Source organism: Janthinobacterium sp. EB271-G4-7A, assembly GCF_020858075.1.
GTDB classification, from domain to species: Bacteria; Pseudomonadota; Gammaproteobacteria; order Burkholderiales; family Burkholderiaceae_D; genus Janthinobacterium; species Janthinobacterium lividum.
Map to the genome: position 1 here is coordinate 27,867 of NZ_JACYMI010000007.1, position 16,499 is coordinate 44,365.

General features: G+C 51.7%; 10 protein-coding genes and 3 pseudogenes. 7 read left to right on the forward strand and 6 right to left on the reverse strand.

Going from position 1 to position 16,499, the window contains the following annotated elements:
* Window positions 1-80: 80 nt before the first annotated feature.
* Both IGS58_RS27670 and IGS58_RS27675 read right to left on the reverse strand, forming a co-directional pair.
* Window positions 81-281: a helix-turn-helix domain-containing protein gene (locus IGS58_RS27670; RefSeq protein ID WP_329958026.1), complete on the reverse strand. Its 201-nt coding sequence runs from the start codon at window positions 279-281 to the stop codon at window positions 81-83.
* A gap of 237 nt (window positions 282-518) precedes the next feature.
* Window positions 519-2,471, reverse strand: coding sequence for an ATP-binding protein (locus tag IGS58_RS27675; RefSeq protein WP_230523199.1), 1,953 nt, complete (start codon window positions 2,469-2,471; stop codon window positions 519-521).
* A gap of 825 nt (window positions 2,472-3,296) precedes the next feature.
* Here IGS58_RS27675 and IGS58_RS27680 point away from each other — a divergent pair.
* The 3 genes and pseudogenes from IGS58_RS27680 to IGS58_RS27690 all read left to right on the forward strand — a co-directional run bounded on the left by IGS58_RS27680 (window position 3,297) and on the right by IGS58_RS27690 (window position 7,578).
* Window positions 3,297-4,541, forward strand: a complete 1,245-nt coding sequence (locus IGS58_RS27680; RefSeq protein ID WP_230523200.1) for a restriction endonuclease — start codon at window positions 3,297-3,299, stop codon at window positions 4,539-4,541.
* Window positions 4,542-4,589: 48 nt separating this feature from the next.
* Window positions 4,590-4,919: pseudogene (locus IGS58_RS27685) on the forward strand (integrase core domain-containing protein); the annotation flags it as partial.
* Between the two features lie 34 nt (window positions 4,920-4,953).
* Complete coding sequence (locus IGS58_RS27690; protein ID WP_230523201.1) at window positions 4,954-7,578, forward strand: AAA family ATPase; 2,625 nt, start codon at window positions 4,954-4,956, stop codon at window positions 7,576-7,578.
* Window positions 7,579-7,640: 62 nt separating this feature from the next.
* Here the strand turns inward: IGS58_RS27690 and IGS58_RS27695 are convergent, their stop codons facing one another.
* Window positions 7,641-9,182: a hypothetical protein gene (locus IGS58_RS27695; protein ID WP_230523202.1), complete on the reverse strand. Its 1,542-nt coding sequence runs from the start codon at window positions 9,180-9,182 to the stop codon at window positions 7,641-7,643.
* 318 nt (window positions 9,183-9,500) lie between these two features.
* Between IGS58_RS27695 and IGS58_RS27700 the strand changes: the two are divergent.
* Window positions 9,501-9,907 (forward strand): annotated as a pseudogene (locus IGS58_RS27700) (IS5 family transposase); the annotation flags it as partial.
* Between the two features lie 112 nt (window positions 9,908-10,019).
* Here the strand turns inward: IGS58_RS27700 and IGS58_RS27705 are convergent.
* Both IGS58_RS27705 and IGS58_RS27710 read right to left on the reverse strand, forming a co-directional pair.
* Window positions 10,020-10,940, reverse strand: coding sequence for a DUF3298 and DUF4163 domain-containing protein (locus IGS58_RS27705; protein WP_230523203.1), 921 nt, complete (start codon window positions 10,938-10,940; stop codon window positions 10,020-10,022).
* A gap of 243 nt (window positions 10,941-11,183) precedes the next feature.
* A pseudogene (locus tag IGS58_RS27710) lies at window positions 11,184-11,462 on the reverse strand (integrase core domain-containing protein); the annotation flags it as partial.
* 80 nt (window positions 11,463-11,542) lie between these two features.
* Between IGS58_RS27710 and IGS58_RS27715 the strand changes: the two are divergent.
* The 3 genes from IGS58_RS27715 to IGS58_RS27725 all read left to right on the forward strand — a co-directional run bounded on the left by IGS58_RS27715 (window position 11,543) and on the right by IGS58_RS27725 (window position 14,163).
* Complete coding sequence (locus IGS58_RS27715; protein ID WP_230523204.1) at window positions 11,543-11,761, forward strand: DUF2274 domain-containing protein; 219 nt, start codon at window positions 11,543-11,545, stop codon at window positions 11,759-11,761.
* Between the two features lie 376 nt (window positions 11,762-12,137).
* Entirely contained in the window at window positions 12,138-12,920 is a 783-nt protein-coding gene (locus IGS58_RS27720; RefSeq protein ID WP_230523205.1) for a hypothetical protein, read from the forward strand.
* Window positions 12,921-13,020: 100 nt separating this feature from the next.
* Complete coding sequence (locus IGS58_RS27725; protein WP_230523206.1) at window positions 13,021-14,163, forward strand: hypothetical protein; 1,143 nt, start codon at window positions 13,021-13,023, stop codon at window positions 14,161-14,163.
* A gap of 206 nt (window positions 14,164-14,369) precedes the next feature.
* Here IGS58_RS27725 and IGS58_RS27730 read toward each other — a convergent pair whose 3' ends face one another.
* Complete coding sequence (locus tag IGS58_RS27730) at window positions 14,370-15,170, reverse strand: TIGR02391 family protein (protein WP_230523207.1); 801 nt, start codon at window positions 15,168-15,170, stop codon at window positions 14,370-14,372.
* Between the last annotated feature and the right edge of the window lie 1,329 nt (window positions 15,171-16,499).

Genomic DNA, 16,499 nt, shown 5'->3' on the forward strand with positions numbered 1-16,499 from the left:
TGGCATGTGCCGCTCAAAACCTCGTTTACTGAGTTTGACGGACCAATCATAGGTTGCAGATCCTTTGGCGGAAGACCTTTCTACTCCGTCCTGAACTTGATCGCATCAATCGGATTTCGCAATTCCATTGGGAAGTACTTGGCCTCATATGCTTCTACGAGCGTGGCCAGCATGTCTAAGTGATCCCCTTGCGGTGTACCCAGTTCGGCCGACATAAGCTCGTCTAGCGCTTGGAGCGCTGCAGAGTAGTCTGCAGCGGTCTTGATTGGTTTGATTTCCATTTGCGACCTCATGGTGAGCCGCCCTCGGCTTGCTTGAGGATGGAGATGATCTGGCTATCGGTAAAACGGGACGTCTTCATATAGAGCTTTCAAAAATCTGAGTTTGGAAAATTCTACTTTTAAACGCGATCATTTGGTGGGGGGATCACCCCACGCCACTCACATACAGCTCTTTATTCTCGCTATTGAAGGCTGCAAACAAATAATTGTAGGCAGCGATCTAGTTGACAATCGACGTCATTTCACCTCAGCAGGCTCAGCCTCCAGCATGTCCTTCTGCTGCACGGCGATGGGCTCAATGAACCTGCTCAGTTCTATCTGTTGCTCCACAAGGAATGGAGCATCTTTCACCTTGTCGTAAAGCTTCAAAAGACGCTGTTCAGCGCGACTCAAGATAATGCTGTACAACAGGGGCTGAATCCTCACCTTGTCGTTGTCTTCGGTGCGGGTGCCGCCTTCACCAGCCTCAATCTGATCACCAAGGACGAAGCCATCCACCCGCGTTTCAGGCTGGATATATCCCTTCTTCTTCAACTCTTTCACATACTTCCAAATCTGTTCCTTTTCCTTGGAGCCCAGTGAAAGCTTGGTGGTCTTCAAATCAACGATGACCAAGTGCCCCACGCCCACTTCTTCATGTTCCTCGTTGTAGGAAGGCAGAGAGTAAAAGCCGATACTGCCGTCACCGCGGATCACAAAGTCTGGCCGATTCAACGAAGCCTTTTCAGCCGTACCGTCAAACAACTCACGGATCACGGTGGTCATGCCCTTATTGGACGTGAAGTGGATGGATTCAAACTTATCTCCAAACATCCAAAGGCCCTTGGCAAAGAGCGGCTGGAGTTCTTTGACTTCATCGATTCCAGCAACCTGAATCTTGATCCTCAACTCGTTGATGACTTTGAGCCGGCCCTGAATTTCGTCAAGAACGACCTTTGCCATGCCAATGGTCCACTGGCTCAAAACTTCGTGAAGGGCATCCAGGTCATGCGGATCTTGGTTGTGAAGGATTTCAAGCAGCCCATACTGAGACTTGCTCTTTTCCAGCTTCGCCAGAATGTCTGTCAGCTGCACAATCTCTTGCTCACCAAAATTAGGGCAAGAATCCACGACTTCATTAACGAACGTGGTAACGCGATCCTTACTCAAAAGTGGCAGGGCATTAACCGATTGCCCCACTCGCTCAAGAACAGCAGTACGCTTATCTTCGCGTTCTGCTTTGCTGGAATCAAAAATGATTTTGCGAATGCAGTCCTGGGCCGCCTCGCGGGTTTTCGTCCATGCCTGGTTGTCGTCCTTAAAACCACTCCAGTCACTCAGCACTGCATCTTGAGCATTCAGGTAGTCAGCTTTAACGATGAAGGTAAACCGTTTGGCTTCCGAGGTTCGTCCATCAAGAATGCGTTCGTAGTCACTTCGACTCCATTTACAATCACCGACAGCACGCCCTTGCACCCACCATGCCAGCCCATGCTGCTTTGTCGTTTTATCAGCCCTCTTGGTGTCGATGTGAAGGATCGTAACCTCACCATATCCCGGCACAACGACCACACTCCTTGAGAGCAAATTAGAGATGTCGTTGAACGTGATTTCACTGCCATTCAGCTTCACCTTGAACGCTGGGTTTGCAAGGAAGCGACTGCCGATTAATTCACGAGCTTTATCTTTCGAGAACATGAGCCGTGGGATATCGCCATTCCCGACAATTTCCGTTCCATGACCAACGACACCTTTATCCGTAAAGGAGACTTCCTCAAGGACCAGTGGATCAGTTGGTGTTCGGTGAACACGGCAGACGAACTCCTGCCCGTTCTTCCTAGAAGTGATCAGGTACTCAGTGGAAAAGCAAAAACTGGCAAAACGTCCTTTACCGTTTTTGCCGAACACAGCTCGCGGCAATCCTTGAACATCGGCCGGCGGCAGCGAAGTAGCATCACCAGCGCTGAGTCGGTTGTATGCGATGGTCCGCCAAATGTGCTGGAATTCTTCACGAGTCATTCCATGCCCATTGTCCGCAATCTTGAATTGTCTTTCAAGCTCGTGATCAGGCCATGTGATTTTCACTTTCGTTGCATAGGCATCCCAGCAGTTGGCGACAAGTTCAACGATGGCTGTGGCGGGATCAGTGATGATGGAGCCAGCGTAGCTTTCCAAGAAGCGTTCATCGTAAAGAAGTGTTCTTTGCTCCATTTGATTCCCTTACTGATTCTTATTTGAAACCCGAAAAATCCAGGCTTACCGCAACCGTCTCTAGACTAATTTTCTTCTGACCGGATCGGACCGCTGTTGGCCGACAGCGGCCTTCTGATATCCTTTTTAGCGCACTTAATCAATGCCCGTTTCATCCAACCAAGATGCAAGTCCAAGCTCTTTTGCGGTTTGGATAAAGCAGTTTTTTCCTCGACAGAAGATTATTTCAACTCCGCTGAAATCTTTTCGAGTGCCGCGACATCCTCCTCCGAGGTGTCGCCAGCTTGATTATCTATATATTGTGTGGTGAATATTATGGCGCGTGCAAGTGTTTTGATATGACTCTCCGTGAATCGAAAAATATGCTCATCGGCGTCCGTCTTTGGCCGCTAGCGGCCCATGAGCATAACGAATTAGCAAGCGAGAAAAGTCACGAATTGTCACGGCAACGCGAGTGGCGGCTTCTGCCTAAAGCGGAAGTCGTCCCTGGAAGATTGTATCGTATGGGGTAACAGCTTTACTCGAAATTTTGGATGATCCGGCTGTTCCGAATAGCGCCGTCGTCCGGTTGATGCCTGCGGATATTCCATCCAGATTGGAGCATGCAGCACAGGCCCGTGCGTTGCTGTTTTCTCCCATGGGTATACCCATCAGCGAGCCTTGGCGCTCGTCGCGCCAGTGTTTCGTCCCCGGAAGGTTGGAATCTTAGAGGGCTACAATTCTTCTGAAACTTCTTAGCTGGCTTGGAAAATACGGCCGCCCGCTAATTGGCCTAGGCTCAGTACTCTGCTACCATAACTGCCATACCTCTTGCGGAGCGATCACTTGACCACCAAGCAGCAGCCGATGTGGGTTTTACCCGCCGAGATCCCTTTCGCTAACCTGAAAGCGGGAGACCTCGAAGAGTGCGTCTATTGGTTATTGGATGCCATGGGGGCTCGCGACCTGGAATGGCGTACGGGCAGTGCCGGCGCAGGCGCGGCGGATGGTGGTCGAGATCTAGAGGCGACGTTTTACCAGTCATCGCCTGATGGCAACATGGAACCTCAACGCTGGTGGGTTGAATGTAAAGGCCGGAGCAAGACCGTTGAGCGCGATGCGGTACAAGCTGCGGTCGTCAATGCGCAGGCGAGACAAGGTCTCGCATATATTGTGATCGTCACAAATTCAGCTTTTTCCAATCCCACGCGCGATTGGGTGAGTGATTGGCAAATCACTCACCCGATGCCGAAAGTCAAACTATGGGATCGATCAACACTTGAACGCCTTTGCTCGGAGCAGCCTAGTGTAGTTCTCCGCCTATTTTCTAAGGCATTAAGCGTTGAAGGGCAGCTCCAGGCCGCGCGCGAAAGATTTTGGCAGAAGGTCGAATATGTGCAGGTCAAAGCCCTTGAAGAATTTTGGGCGCAACGGGAAAAACTGGAAATCGGTCCTTTCGAACGCATCGCCTTGATCGCCAACGAACTTGCCAACGGTAGTCTGATCGAGCGTCCATGGGGAGCGCACGCGAATTCGGAAGAGCTGCACGATGCGCTTCAGTTTGTTCTACTCAATCTGCCATACCTCTTAGCGCGTCTGATACATGCCGGCGCGGACCAGGAAGCCATCATAGGCATGGCGGCCCATTTGGTCATGCGGTCTCTGCAAGAATACTCGGCCAATTCGATCGCCACACTCATGCATCTCTGCGCTGCCCCCAAAGGCAAACTGTTATCGGAAGATGTGCTCGATGTTCTATGGTCACCTATTTTGAATCAAATTTGGGCTGAGCTACAGGACGTATGCACCGCAGACTGCGATCGGTTTCACGCAAATAGCCGGCAGGTGTTGGTAGCTGGTCGAGATCCGGTTGATACTTACTGGCTCCGATTCGATAACAAGGGAGCTCCACCGGATAAAGGCGATGGACGCTGGGTCCGTCTGGAAAATACCAAGGCTGCGTGCAAAGTTGGGTTCCAAATAGAGACTGGCTGTAGCTGCCCGCTCTTCGAAATCGATCCCCAGATAAACAATTTGACGAGCACCCTCGATACGGTAGAACGCATCATCGACTTTCGAGTACGCACTTAAATAGCAATGTTAAAAATTCGATTTGACCGCAGCTTAAAGGCATGGACAGGTCGACAGCAGGGGTTGCTGTTTCACTCAGATCAGGGGAGCCAGTACGCCAGCCGAAAATTCCGTCAGCGTTTGTGGCGCTATCGGATACGACAGAGTATGAGCCGTCGGGGAAATTGTTGGGATAACGCCCGGATGGAGCGCCTGTTCCGCAGCTTCAAAACGGAATGGCTGCCGTCAACCGGTTACATGACGGCACAAGAGGCACAACGGGACATCAGCCATTACCTGATGCACCGATATAACTGGATACGGCTACATCAGTTCAATCAAGGATTGGCACCAGCCGTCGCCGAAGAAAAACTTAACGTAGTGTCCGGGATGGGTTGACCACTACTCTACATTTCTGTCTGGAGGGGACTGCATGGCAAGCATTTATTCGGAGTACCATCGCTTTTTGGTGCATCTGGCTCAGCGTGACGTTCCTGAGGACACACGCAGGCTGGCACACTTGGTACTCAACCATCTTCAGCACCTCGCCGAAGTTGGTGCTGCGCGTCGCGGACGGTCGGCGCGTCTGGCACCACTAGCAGTGGCCCATTTGGCCCAGACGCCCGTTGCGCATGACGGGGAAGCTCACGACGCGGAAGGCGGTTCCGTGCTCGGACGACTGCATCGACTTGAAGTGGGACCGTTCCGCGGATTCATGAGACAGGAGACGTTCGATCTTAGTCATGACATAACCCTCGTCTACGGTGCCAACGGCACTGGAAAAAGCAGCTTTTTTGAGGCATTGGAAGTTGCCCTGCTTGGTTCAATCAGTGAAGCGCAGGTCAAGCGAGTAGACCAACGAATTTACTGCAACAACGCGCGCCTGCGGCGCCATGTGGTGCCGGCGCTTTCTGCGACCGGGGAAAGTGAGCCTCAAGCCGTGGTGCCAGATGAGGCCGAATACCGCTTCTGCTTCATCGAGAAGAACCGCCTAGACGACTTCGCGCGTATCGCCGCGCGGACACCTGGTGATCAGAGGCAGCTCATTGCAACTTTGTTCGGCGTTGACCAGTTCAGCGAATTCGTGCGTGGTTTCAACCCGTCTCTCGACCAGGACTTGATGCTCGTCGGAGTACACGCGACGCAATTGGCGCAGCGTCGTCTGCAGCTTGCCAATTCGGAACAGATGATTGCTGCGTACCCGCAAAAGGTCGCTACGATCGAGGTGGGAGAACAGCGATTGGCTCAGCTGCTGTTTCCAGGCGTGGCCTACCAGGCGTGCGTTGATTGGTTACTTGGTACGCCTGAGCAGCAGGGGCAACTTACATATGTGCAGGCACAGCTCGATGCAATGCCGCCCCCAGTCTACGATGTCAGTCAGGCGAAGTTGCATGCGCTGCTTGCAGAGGTATATCGCGTTCATGGACTATGGCAAGCATCATCAGGGCAGCTTGCTGTCCGCGCGGGCGAGGTATCCTACGCCAAGCTTTACGAGGCCGTCCTTGCTTTGGCGGAGGGGGCAACCGCCTGTCCAGCATGCGGTACCGGACTGGCGGCTGTTGCGCAGGATCCTTTTGCCAAGGCACGCGTGGGATTGCAGCAGCTGGCACAACTTGTCGTTCTTCAGCAGGAAGAGTTAAATCTTCGGACGCAGTTAAATGATGCGATGCGTGCGTTGTGGGATGAAATGCGGCGCGTGGTTACGGTTGCAGCAACTGCGTGCCCAGCGGACCTACAATTGAGGGGCCTGCCTCAGCTACCTCAGAGCGCTGCGGGAGCTTGGCTGGGCGCATGGGTCGATGGTGATCGTGTTGCCTGGAACGCACTGCTGCAGATCGCTGCAATAATCGAGGGCTTCGACGCGCAAGCACGTGAGGTGAATGCCCAGCGGGGCGTGCTGGCACAGCAACGGGATGTCTTGAACCAGCATCGCCTGGAGGTTGAGCGGCTGCGGACTTTGAGGGCAGCGGCGGAACAGGAAGTTGCCTCAGCTCGCCGAACTGTAGCCCAGTTCGATGAGGATAATCGAGAACTGATCCAGCTTGTCAACAGCGAACTGCCGGTGGTTGCACAACATCAAAGGATCAAGGCCGCGTACGACCGTTTCCTGCCAGAGATTCATGCCTACCTCGCAGCATTGCCAGGCGTGCTGCTGCAGGGGTTGGGAGAACAGGCCCGCAACCTGTACAACTCGTTCAACCGCGCTGATCCGCCCGGTGATTTACTGCATGCGTTGTGGTTGCCGGTGGCTGAAAATGGCAAGATCGAAGTAGAGTTCGCCAGCGAGCCTGGTGTACGCTATGACGCACTGATCATTTTCAGTGAAGGACACATCAAGTGTCTCGGGCTTGCGATCCTGTTAGCCAAGAATATTGCGCAAGGCTGTCCAGTGGTCATTTTCGATGACGTCGTGAACGCGATTGACGATGACCATCGTGATGGAATCTGGCGCACCTTCTTTGAAGAAGACCTGCTAAGCGATAAGCAAGTCATCCTCACTTCTCATGCTGAAGAATTTCTGCATCGTATTCAGCAGGAGTTGGGCGCCCGGCGCGTTGGCGCTATCAAGCGCTACAAGTTTTTGCCACATGAGGGCGAACACGAGCTCCGCGTTGATGGGGACCCACCGATGAAGAACTACGTATTGCTGGCGCAGCAGGCATTGGCGGCTGACGAGAAGCGCGAGGCACTGCGTCAGGCACGCCCTGCTCTTGAGAGCCTGACTGATCGCCTCTGGACCTGGCTTGGCCGCCGTGCCGATGGTCGCATCGACATCAAGCTTGGTGGCCCTCGTGTGCCTTGGGAGTTAAACAACAAATGCACAAAGCTGCGCGCCGCCGTCGCTCGCATTGCGGGGCAATATCCGGGGGCGTCGGATGCTGTTGCTGCTTTGGATCGCCTGCTAAATGTCAACGGTACCAGTATAGAATGGGGCTGCCTAAATAGTGGCGTGCACGATTCGCAGCGTGGTCATGAGTTCGACCGCGCTGCGGTAAGGACCGTGGTCGAGGCCGTTGTGGCTTTGGACGCAGCGCTTGATGTCATGCAAAGACGGTGAGGAGGCGGGCAAGCATTGCTACCATCCGCCCCTCGTCACGGTAGTTGTAGCCCCCACTAAGGTCAACGAGCGTCGCTTGGCCTTGGAGTGTCGCATTGGAAAATGAAGACGACAACCGAAGTTGGCTGGCCGGCTTCTGGAAACTGACGAGTGACGACCTTCACGCATGCCGAAAGATTCGTGACTGTAGGCGACTTTGTCGGAATATCAAGCACAAGGACACAGCCTAATCCGGTTACTGCAGCATAGGCGGCCGCTTGCCCGGTAGGCTTGTATTTTTCGTCGATGATGGTATCCACCAATGCCGTTTTTTGGCCCCTACGTGCTTTGAGTTCAATAGGGATTTCGCCGAACAGAATATCGACGTTGCCGCCGAATCGCTCGGGCTTTTTCGAAACTAGCGGACCAAATTTTTCCCTCAGTTTTTCATAGACGATGGGTAGGAAGAAGTCATCTTCCATGCGCTGATATACATCGCCATCATGAGCTTCTAACCACTTGAGTGCGGGAGTTTTTAAGTGGCTGGGCTCCTCCAGGCAATACACAATTTGCCTGACCGCCCAAGTGGAAAACTCGACGAACTCTGCTTGCAATTTGGGTTTGCCTACGAAGCAATGATTTGCCTGCAACGCTCGTATCATGTCCTCGTAGACGTTGATCTCGCCTTCTGTCATGAGCTTGCGCTTTTCTGGCGATAGCGAGCAGTACGTGGCGCCAAGATAGTTTTTCACAGCCGGTCGGCGAATAGAGAACTGAATTTCAACGTCTTCAATTTGCTGCACCGGTGTCGTGATTTTAACTTGTTCGATATCGATCTCACCTTTGAGCGCTAAAGCAAACGGCAAAATGGCCTTTATACCAGCGTCATTCGACAAGGGAGAAAGCATCAAGCCATTTCCGCCGAGTCCGTCAAATGATAGCAAGATACGGCGGTAGTTGAACTCTCTCAATTGAAAGCTGAACATCGTTTCACCGGTTGAGTCTCTCCTATGAGTGAGATAGGCACGTAAATAGTCGAGTTGTTTTTCAATCGAAACCGCAGGCTCGGACAGGGCGACGGTACCCCTTAGTCGCTCCTGCGCCATCTCTTGAAAATTCAACATGCCGACGCAGTTTGCCCTGAAGGCGGTGATGAATTTTTCTCGTATAACGGTGATATGGAAAGTAGGAACACCAAATTTGTCCAGAGTTTTCGCTTCAAATTCCTCGATTGCTGGCGTTGTAAGGCCTGTGTCCCCATCGCGAAGATATCCCAGAGTCAGTGTCAAATGGTCACCGAAATAGTCACCTAGCGTCTTTGCCTCCCTGGTATCCGCATTTGGTAATTCTTCCTTAATCACATCACCGAAGAAAAGCGAAAAGAAAGCGATCATGTCGCGGCCTGGGCCGCTGGTCTTTGGGACTCCCACAGTAGATTCAGGCGTTAGATCTCGCAGCGCGTTCTTGACGTAAAGATCCGAAAGTCCGAAATGAAGCGTTACAGGATCTTGTTCCTGATTCGCATTCAACTTTGTCAGAAGCACTCCGCTTATAAAAATTTCGCGCAGCTCATCGAAGGGGATTTTGTAGAACTCTGCTGCATCTTCAGTTCTTACGATTGTCATGTTTTCTCACCTGGTCTCGGTTGGATTATTAGCTATGCAATACCGCAGCAGTAAATTCTATCGCGCATTTGGCGTCCAACTCCAGTCTAAATAGCAAGCGGTAGCAGAATGCACCGTGAATTATTTCCACTGCCAGTGCCGGCTTGGATATGACATTGAGTGGATACTACAATAGTGTATCTGGATCGCGGCCGGCTTCACCGACATGCGCTGTGGGTTCAATGGACTGGCCACCAAGGCGTCAGCCAATGTCTGCCAGCGTGATGTGCCGGCCGGCGATGTTCTTGGTTCTAAAGTGGACCCGTCAGTCAAGACACTCTGCCATACTTGCTCGACCAAATTGCACGGAGCGAGACCATCGCGAGCGTCAGCGGCGACGGTACCTATGACACGAAAGGCTGTCACGAGGCCATTGCCCGGCGCGGCGCACAGGCGGCTATCCCGACTCGCAAGAATGCCAAGCCGTGGAAGGATGGGCGCCCTAGTGCCGATGTCCGCAATGCCATTCTGGATGCCACCCGGCGTCTCGGCCGAAAGATTTGGAAGCAATGGACAGGCTATCATCGACGCAGCCTCGTTGAAACCAAAATGCGTTGCTTCAAGCTGCTGGCGAGAGGGTGATGGCGCGTGATTTCGACCGCCAAGTGGCAGAATTACAGGTACGTGCCGCCATCCTTAATCGCTTTACCCGACTGGGCACGCCCACGACGGTGGCCATGTCATAAATCTGCCTGGGGTTTGGGGTATTACGCGTTCAGTCTATTTGTGCAACAAAGCCTCGCGGCGTTGTCCCAGCAATTTCCTCGGCGGATCGAGGAGCTCTCAAGCGCGAGTTGGTTAAAGTAAATAACCTAAAGGGCCGTTCGGGTTTAGCAATGATCTTAGTGCACTCGGTTCAACGCTTACATACGTCGGTCCATACGCTCCCGCGCAAATATCTCTTCTTTGATAAATTAAGGTCACGACACCATCCTTGATAAAGAATTCTTGATTGTCCTTGATTTCAGTTGGTTCCCCCATTTGCACCTTCTCCGCGTCGCAGTACGCACGTTGCTTGACTAAAGAAAGCAAAGATTTTTGGTAGCCAGATCGGAAGAGATCTTTAAGTTCAAAACGTTCACCATTTTCCAGATTAAAAACTAACGTTTTGACTGTGGACACGCTTGTGGCAGCACCGACATAGATACCACCGTCTTCCATAATGAGAGATAGGGTATTGTCTTTGATGTAAACCACTTCATAATTTGCAACGTGATCAAGATGCTCGCTCATATGGCTGGAGTTCACCCCTGCCCATTCAATGATTTGGTCATTGATTTTACGCTCAACTTGCTTATTTGGTAATCCACTTATTTGTGGATACTCAATTATTACATTAACTGTTACTGATTCTTTCCACAGATTATTAAAATCCGGATACTGCAATTCAAATTTCTTTGCATTAATATCGACAAAACGAGCGAGATCTGTCTTCAAAGTATTTGTGGATACCGTCGTTGGTGGGGTTGGCGGCAACGCTTGATGCGAATATTCTAATTTCTTGTATTTATAGAATGAGCCAAAAATGACTAAAATAAAGGGTAAAACAAATCCCAATATGAGAATAAGCTTCACCACTTGGCTGCCAGCTCCTTTGGTAAGTGGTGGAATTATGCCTTTTGCAATTAGTGTCTTGGCAAAGCCAGCAGATAAAAGCATTGAGAATCCGACCAAAATATAGGGATCGGTCAAATATGGCGCTACACGTGTGAAATCCATTGCTTTTTCTTTCAAAGGGATGATTTGATATTTAACGTTTTTTTAGAATCAAGATCATGTGGATTTTATCAGTAGTCCAAATCGACCGTGTAGTCGCGACGGAGGGATTGTGGAAGCTTATCTTTTTCGAGAACTATGAACTGGCGGTGAGACGTACGTTTTGGTAGCATATTGAATACTAATGAATTTTACAACCCATTTGTAGTGGATATTAGCTAAAAGACCGATTATTATCACGGGTCTCTATGCGGCATGGCTTGATAATCCCCCATTTTTAGATCGCGCTAAAAGTACAGGATAAACGGCCATGACAAGCTTCTGTTTTGGTGTAATGCCGCCAAGTGCCATGTTGGGCCAGTCGTGATTGTAAGTCCCCAGCCAGTAGGTTGCAAAATCCTGAATCTCATCGAGCGTTTCAAACAGATGATGTGCCAGCCAGTCGTAGCGCACCGCGCAGTTATAGAGTTCGACATAAGCGTTCTGCTGTGGCTGGCCAGGCTGGATGACTTCGATGCGTATGCCACGTCATTTGATGATCCTGTCGAGGTACTCCTGCCGTTTGTGCCTTGTGTGCAGGTTACGAGGGGGAAAGTGGCGCGCAGATGAGTACGACCAGGAAGCTGCGACTGGGGCCACTGCCTAAGATCGAGAACGTCAAGCTGACCTTCGCTTGCCCGGCCAGCCTGAAAGCAGACCGCGACCGCTACGCCGCGCTACACGCGCAGGCGTATGGCGAAACGGTCGATGCCATGACGCTGATTCCTCACATGCTGGAGGCGTTCATCGCTGGCGATTGGGGATTCAAGAGGGAGATCAAGTAGAAGTAACAAAATCCGAACGGGACTCTATAATTTCCGTAATCGGCGGCGGACAGTTATGGCCTGGACACAATCGACTGGCTATAGCTTCCAGTTTTTGCGGATCTGTGACCGCTGTCGTCATTACCAGTCATTGAACTTCCCACGGACTGAGTGACCGCTGCGCTGCCAGGGGCGGCGATTGAGCAGAGCGCTCGCAATGGCGAGCAAGTTTCGTTGTGCCCATACTGCTCAAAGACCGCTAATGCAACAGCGCCCACTGAGATTCGAACGCTAAAGGCTCCGGCGCGATCACACGCAACTGCATTGGTCAGTGCTTTCGGTCCTACGATGCGATAATATTCTGGGGAAATAAATCATATAAGCAGGGAGGTTGGGAATGACCAAGAGGGACGAATTCAAAGCAGCCACGAAAGTAGCTCTTGCCCGTCGGGCTGCACACTTTTGCTCCAACCCGCGTTGTCTCAAGCTCACGATCGGGCCGCACTCTGACCCAACCAAAGCTCTGACTTCGGGTCACGCCGCACATATTCACGCGGCATCCGTGCTGGGGCCCCGCTACGAGGTCTCGCAGACCGTCGCAGAGCGAGCGTCCATAAATAACGGCCTGTGGCTTTGTAGGGAGTGCGGAGTCATTGTCGATGGTGACGAGTGCGCTTACGACGCGGACTTGCTTCGCAAGTGGAAGAAAGACCACGAGAATATGGTGTCAGAGGTCCGCACCGAAGGATATTCACGCAGCCTTGCCTTGCTTCAATCTGGACGCATGGAGCCGCAGATAGCGAAGGAGATCGTCTCTGCCATGACGGATCGTCGCTCATTATGGGCCACATTCGATGCCGAATGTCCCGACCACGTCCGACAGTCGCTTGATGAACTTCGCCGACGGTTCACCACTATTCGAGGGAGTCTCCTTGACGGAACAGCACTTGATGAAATCCTGCTGTCGCTGAGCAAGACGATTCTGATTTTCTTCGACGCCATGAAATCAGTCGACCTTAGAACATTGCGATGCAGTTCAGCTGATCCTGAGTGGCTCTATTTCAATGACGCGCTGTCAGCACTTCGGAAATCCATAGGAATGCAGATTGCCAACCTTGCAAATGCCTATGGCATTGCCTTGTGCGAAGATCTTCAGAGTATTGCACCGACCAGAATATAGCCATTTTTTCACACAGAGGTGGTCGTATATTGAGGTGTGCAATGCAGGCCCAGATAATGCAAACCCGATGGCTTATCAACATCGCTTGAGGAAAATCCAAATGAATCCAGACCAAATCGAGTTCAACAAACTTCTGGGCCAAACCCAGAAAGACGCCAGCATAAAAGCTTGCTTGCGAGTAGGCGACGATAAACTTAAATGCTCTGGAAAAATTATCCACGCCCACTCCATCCAACGGGGCAAGATCCTCGAATCTATCGCAGATGTAGCGGGGGGGAACGAGGGAAAGATCTACCACCTTGGCTTCGTGCCGGCAGAGGACATGCAATCCATGCAGCCGGATTTCAATCTACAAGGAATCAAAAAATTCAGCACCTTCACCGGATTCTGCGGCGGCCACGACAAAGCCATATTCCAACCGATTGAAGATATGGCGTTCAGCGCAACGACCAAGCAACTGAACATCTACGCCTATCGGGCTGCAGCCAAGGAGTTGCACTCCAATCTTGAGTCGAAGAATTTTTGCGAAGTTCTGCTGGGCGACAAGTTGAACGTTGATGACTTTCCGCAGCACTTCCAGATGACGCTTCCACTGATCAAGGCGGGCGAATTCTCGGTCCCTGGCTTCATACTCGAAGGCATGTTGCAAGGCGAGAAGAACCATCAAATTCGGGTAAGGCACATGCAGTGCCGGCATAGTATTTCTGAGTTGCAGCAGATCTGCGATGACCTGACAGATGCTATCGAACGCGAAGAGTCGTTGGAATTCGAACACGTCTACCATGCCCTCGACGGTGCCTTCCTTGTAGCATGCTGCGCGTCGTTCATCCCATACTTCGACCATGATGGCAGTCGCATCATATCCAAGGAGGAAGAGCAGCGAATGGCTCGATCGAGCGCAGCGAGCAAGGCTGAAATGAAGAATGTGATGCTCAACGTTTTTCCGGAAGGCGGAAAAACCCATGTCATCTTCACCTTCTCTAAGGGCAACCAGAGCTTCAAGGCGTCGATAGAACGACTGCTCAAGCTCGAGGATGAAGCGCTGAAGATTGGCCTTTCAAACATTGTGCTCAACTACGTTGAAAACTCCGCCTACGGCCCGAAGTACATCAACGATAACTTCAGCCCCGAACAGATCAAAAACATTGCGGAGGTGTTCGCGGTCTCTGTATTCGATAGAAGTAAGTTTCGAAGGAGCGGCATAAATCTATTTGTTGGAAGGCCAACCGCTACGACTCTGTGACTGGCATCTCAGGGACTGGTGAGTTGCCCTCGGCTTGCTTGAGGATGGCGATGATCTGGCTATCGGTAAAACGGGACGTCTTCATGTAGAACTTTCAAAAATCTGAGTTTGGAAAATTCTACTTTTAAACGCGATCATTTGGTGGGGGGATTAGATGACCTGATAGATTCGTTGATGATCAGGTAGCGGTAACAACGGTCGTCGATTCATATCTTGGTCGCCCCGTCTAGCTTTCGATGAACGTAGGATAGGATTCCAAACACATCAATCGCGTCCTGCTCCGGCATAGCCCAAGTCGTCTTGGTTGCATGGGCTACAGGATTCCGTATCGCACCAAAAATACCAACCAGCATGTTGGCAATGCCCTTTTGCTCGCTCAGCTCGGTGTCTGTCTTGAGCGAGTTGATGGCTAAGATAGGAGTCTTCACCGAGAACACAGCATTTACAAGTTCAGCACCGTCTGATCCAAGTCCTGACATGAGTCGCAGCCGTTCGGCCACACCCTTCACGGCTTCGAGCACTGCATGGAAATAGTTCTCTTCGAGTAGCTCGGCCTTGCAATACTTGAGTACCTCCGTGTGGATGCCTCGGTTCTCAAGCAGGGACCGGAGGCGGCCAGCGCGAGCACGAGCACCATCTACGGTCGATTCCTGCGTCGAGTGCGCGACTTTGCCATCATCTCGTACCCTGTAACCAACGAACGCAAGGGCGACGTTGAGACCATCCCGACGCAAATGAAAAAGTTCAGGTGTGGAGACGTACTTAGCCGGAGCCATAGCCTTGTTGATGAACTGAATCACAAAATTGCCTGCTTGGACTTGGTTCTGCTTCTCAGCCAAAGCGTTGTACAGTCGCTTCCACTTGGTCATTGACGGAGCGGTGTCGACCACTCCAATCTCCGATAACAAGTGAGCAATCTCGCTGCCAGTTAAACCGTTCGTAGTATCGCCGAGCACTTTGCACGCGGCTTCGAGTTCCGCCGAAGCGAAGCATGGAAGATTTGCCATGGTTAGTTGTTTTGATTCCTCTTATCTGATGACGTTAGCCGAGATTCCATGCACCGCTTCGGTACTGGTACACCACTAACTGGTGTCTGCTAGGCAATCTTCAAGGGGGGGCGAGCGTTTCAGCGTATGATGCAGTCGAAGTGACTTGCCACTACGTTAAAGACGAATTAGATTGTTCGTTTGCGAGCAGGATTGACCCTGTCGACTTGACCCTCCGTCCATGTCCTCGCGAATGCCGCGACCCTGTCGTAAGACTCCTCAAATCCCAATTCTTTTAAGTCCTCATGGATCTGCTTTAGCGTGCGTCGCTGTTTGAGCGATCGTGCCGCCTCAGTTTTGAGCATTGCCGAAAGTTGGAAAGCGTATTGGTCGATAGCGCGCTTGGAGCGCCGCTCAGCGTAGGCTGGTTCTATGGTTTCCGAGCGCAGATAGCGCCGGACGGTGTTTCGTGAGATGCCGAGGCGCTTGGCACTTCTCTCAACGGAACTTGATCCCGAAGGTGTTGACGTCAAGTGCTGTCGATCGCCAGCATATGCTGCGTGCGTGACTGGCAGCGCCGGCAGCGTTGTGCAGCTGCCGCTGATCCAGCATCGAACCCTTGGAGCTTTCGTACCAAGTAGCTGTCGCTAGAGACGCGCTTGCGCGCCTTCTCATCAAGAGGTCGACCTAGTTGGTCAAGCTCCGTTAGCACCCGGGAGAGAACCAGTGAAATCGTGCAATAAAGAAATATCGATGTTAGCCATTTTTGCCATATTAGCTGTACAGCTAATCTCTCTTTGTGGAGGCGGAGCCCAGCGGTAAAGAGATAGTTTTCAAATGGTTCGATGGCAGTTGAATTGCACGTGGTTTTGACCCGGCACGCGGGCGTGTTTTGCATTGATCCACAACCCATCCCGCGCTGCCAGATGTTACGCTCCGGTAGCATAGTGAACATCCTGAATACGAATGGATTTTGCAACCTATTTGTGGTGGACCTTAGTTAAAAGACCGATTACTATTCACGGGTCGCTATGCGGCATTGCTTAAGTTTTATTCATTTCTCCACTATCTCTTGCGGCACGCCTCTTGACCAAGTCGTCTACTTGGACTGACCACGAACAGTTCGTCTTGCAGTATGTGTATGGCGACGTCCGACCACCCCATTCCTTTGTACAGACATGCACAGAGTGACGGCGAAACATAAATTGCATCAGACCACTATTGCCACTTGCTAGGCACAACTTTTACCTGTTTTCTGCTGCCGGAATCTTGCTTGCGGCGATTTTGGCTCTCAGTCATGGCCGTATCTCAGGGGGAAGAATGTGTGCTGATGTGCCAGAGCGTGAAGTT

Coding starts and splice junctions, on each gene's coding strand:
- IGS58_RS27670 (WP_329958026.1), bottom strand. CDS start 281: ATGGAAATCAAACCAATCAAGACCGCTGCAGACTACTCTGCAGCGCTC.
- IGS58_RS27695 (WP_230523202.1), bottom strand. CDS start 9,182: ATGACAATCGTAAGAACTGAAGATGCAGCAGAGTTCTACAAAATCCCC.
- IGS58_RS27730 (WP_230523207.1), bottom strand. CDS start 15,170: ATGGCAAATCTTCCATGCTTCGCTTCGGCGGAACTCGAAGCCGCGTGC.
- IGS58_RS27705 (WP_230523203.1), bottom strand. CDS start 10,940: ATGGATTTCACACGTGTAGCGCCATATTTGACCGATCCCTATATTTTG.
- IGS58_RS27675 (WP_230523199.1), bottom strand. CDS start 2,471: ATGGAGCAAAGAACACTTCTTTACGATGAACGCTTCTTGGAAAGCTAC.
- IGS58_RS27720 (WP_230523205.1), top strand. CDS start 12,138: ATGACCAAGAGGGACGAATTCAAAGCAGCCACGAAAGTAGCTCTTGCC.
- IGS58_RS27715 (WP_230523204.1), top strand. CDS start 11,543: ATGAGTACGACCAGGAAGCTGCGACTGGGGCCACTGCCTAAGATCGAG.
- IGS58_RS27690 (WP_230523201.1), top strand. CDS start 4,954: ATGGCAAGCATTTATTCGGAGTACCATCGCTTTTTGGTGCATCTGGCT.
- IGS58_RS27725 (WP_230523206.1), top strand. CDS start 13,021: ATGAATCCAGACCAAATCGAGTTCAACAAACTTCTGGGCCAAACCCAG.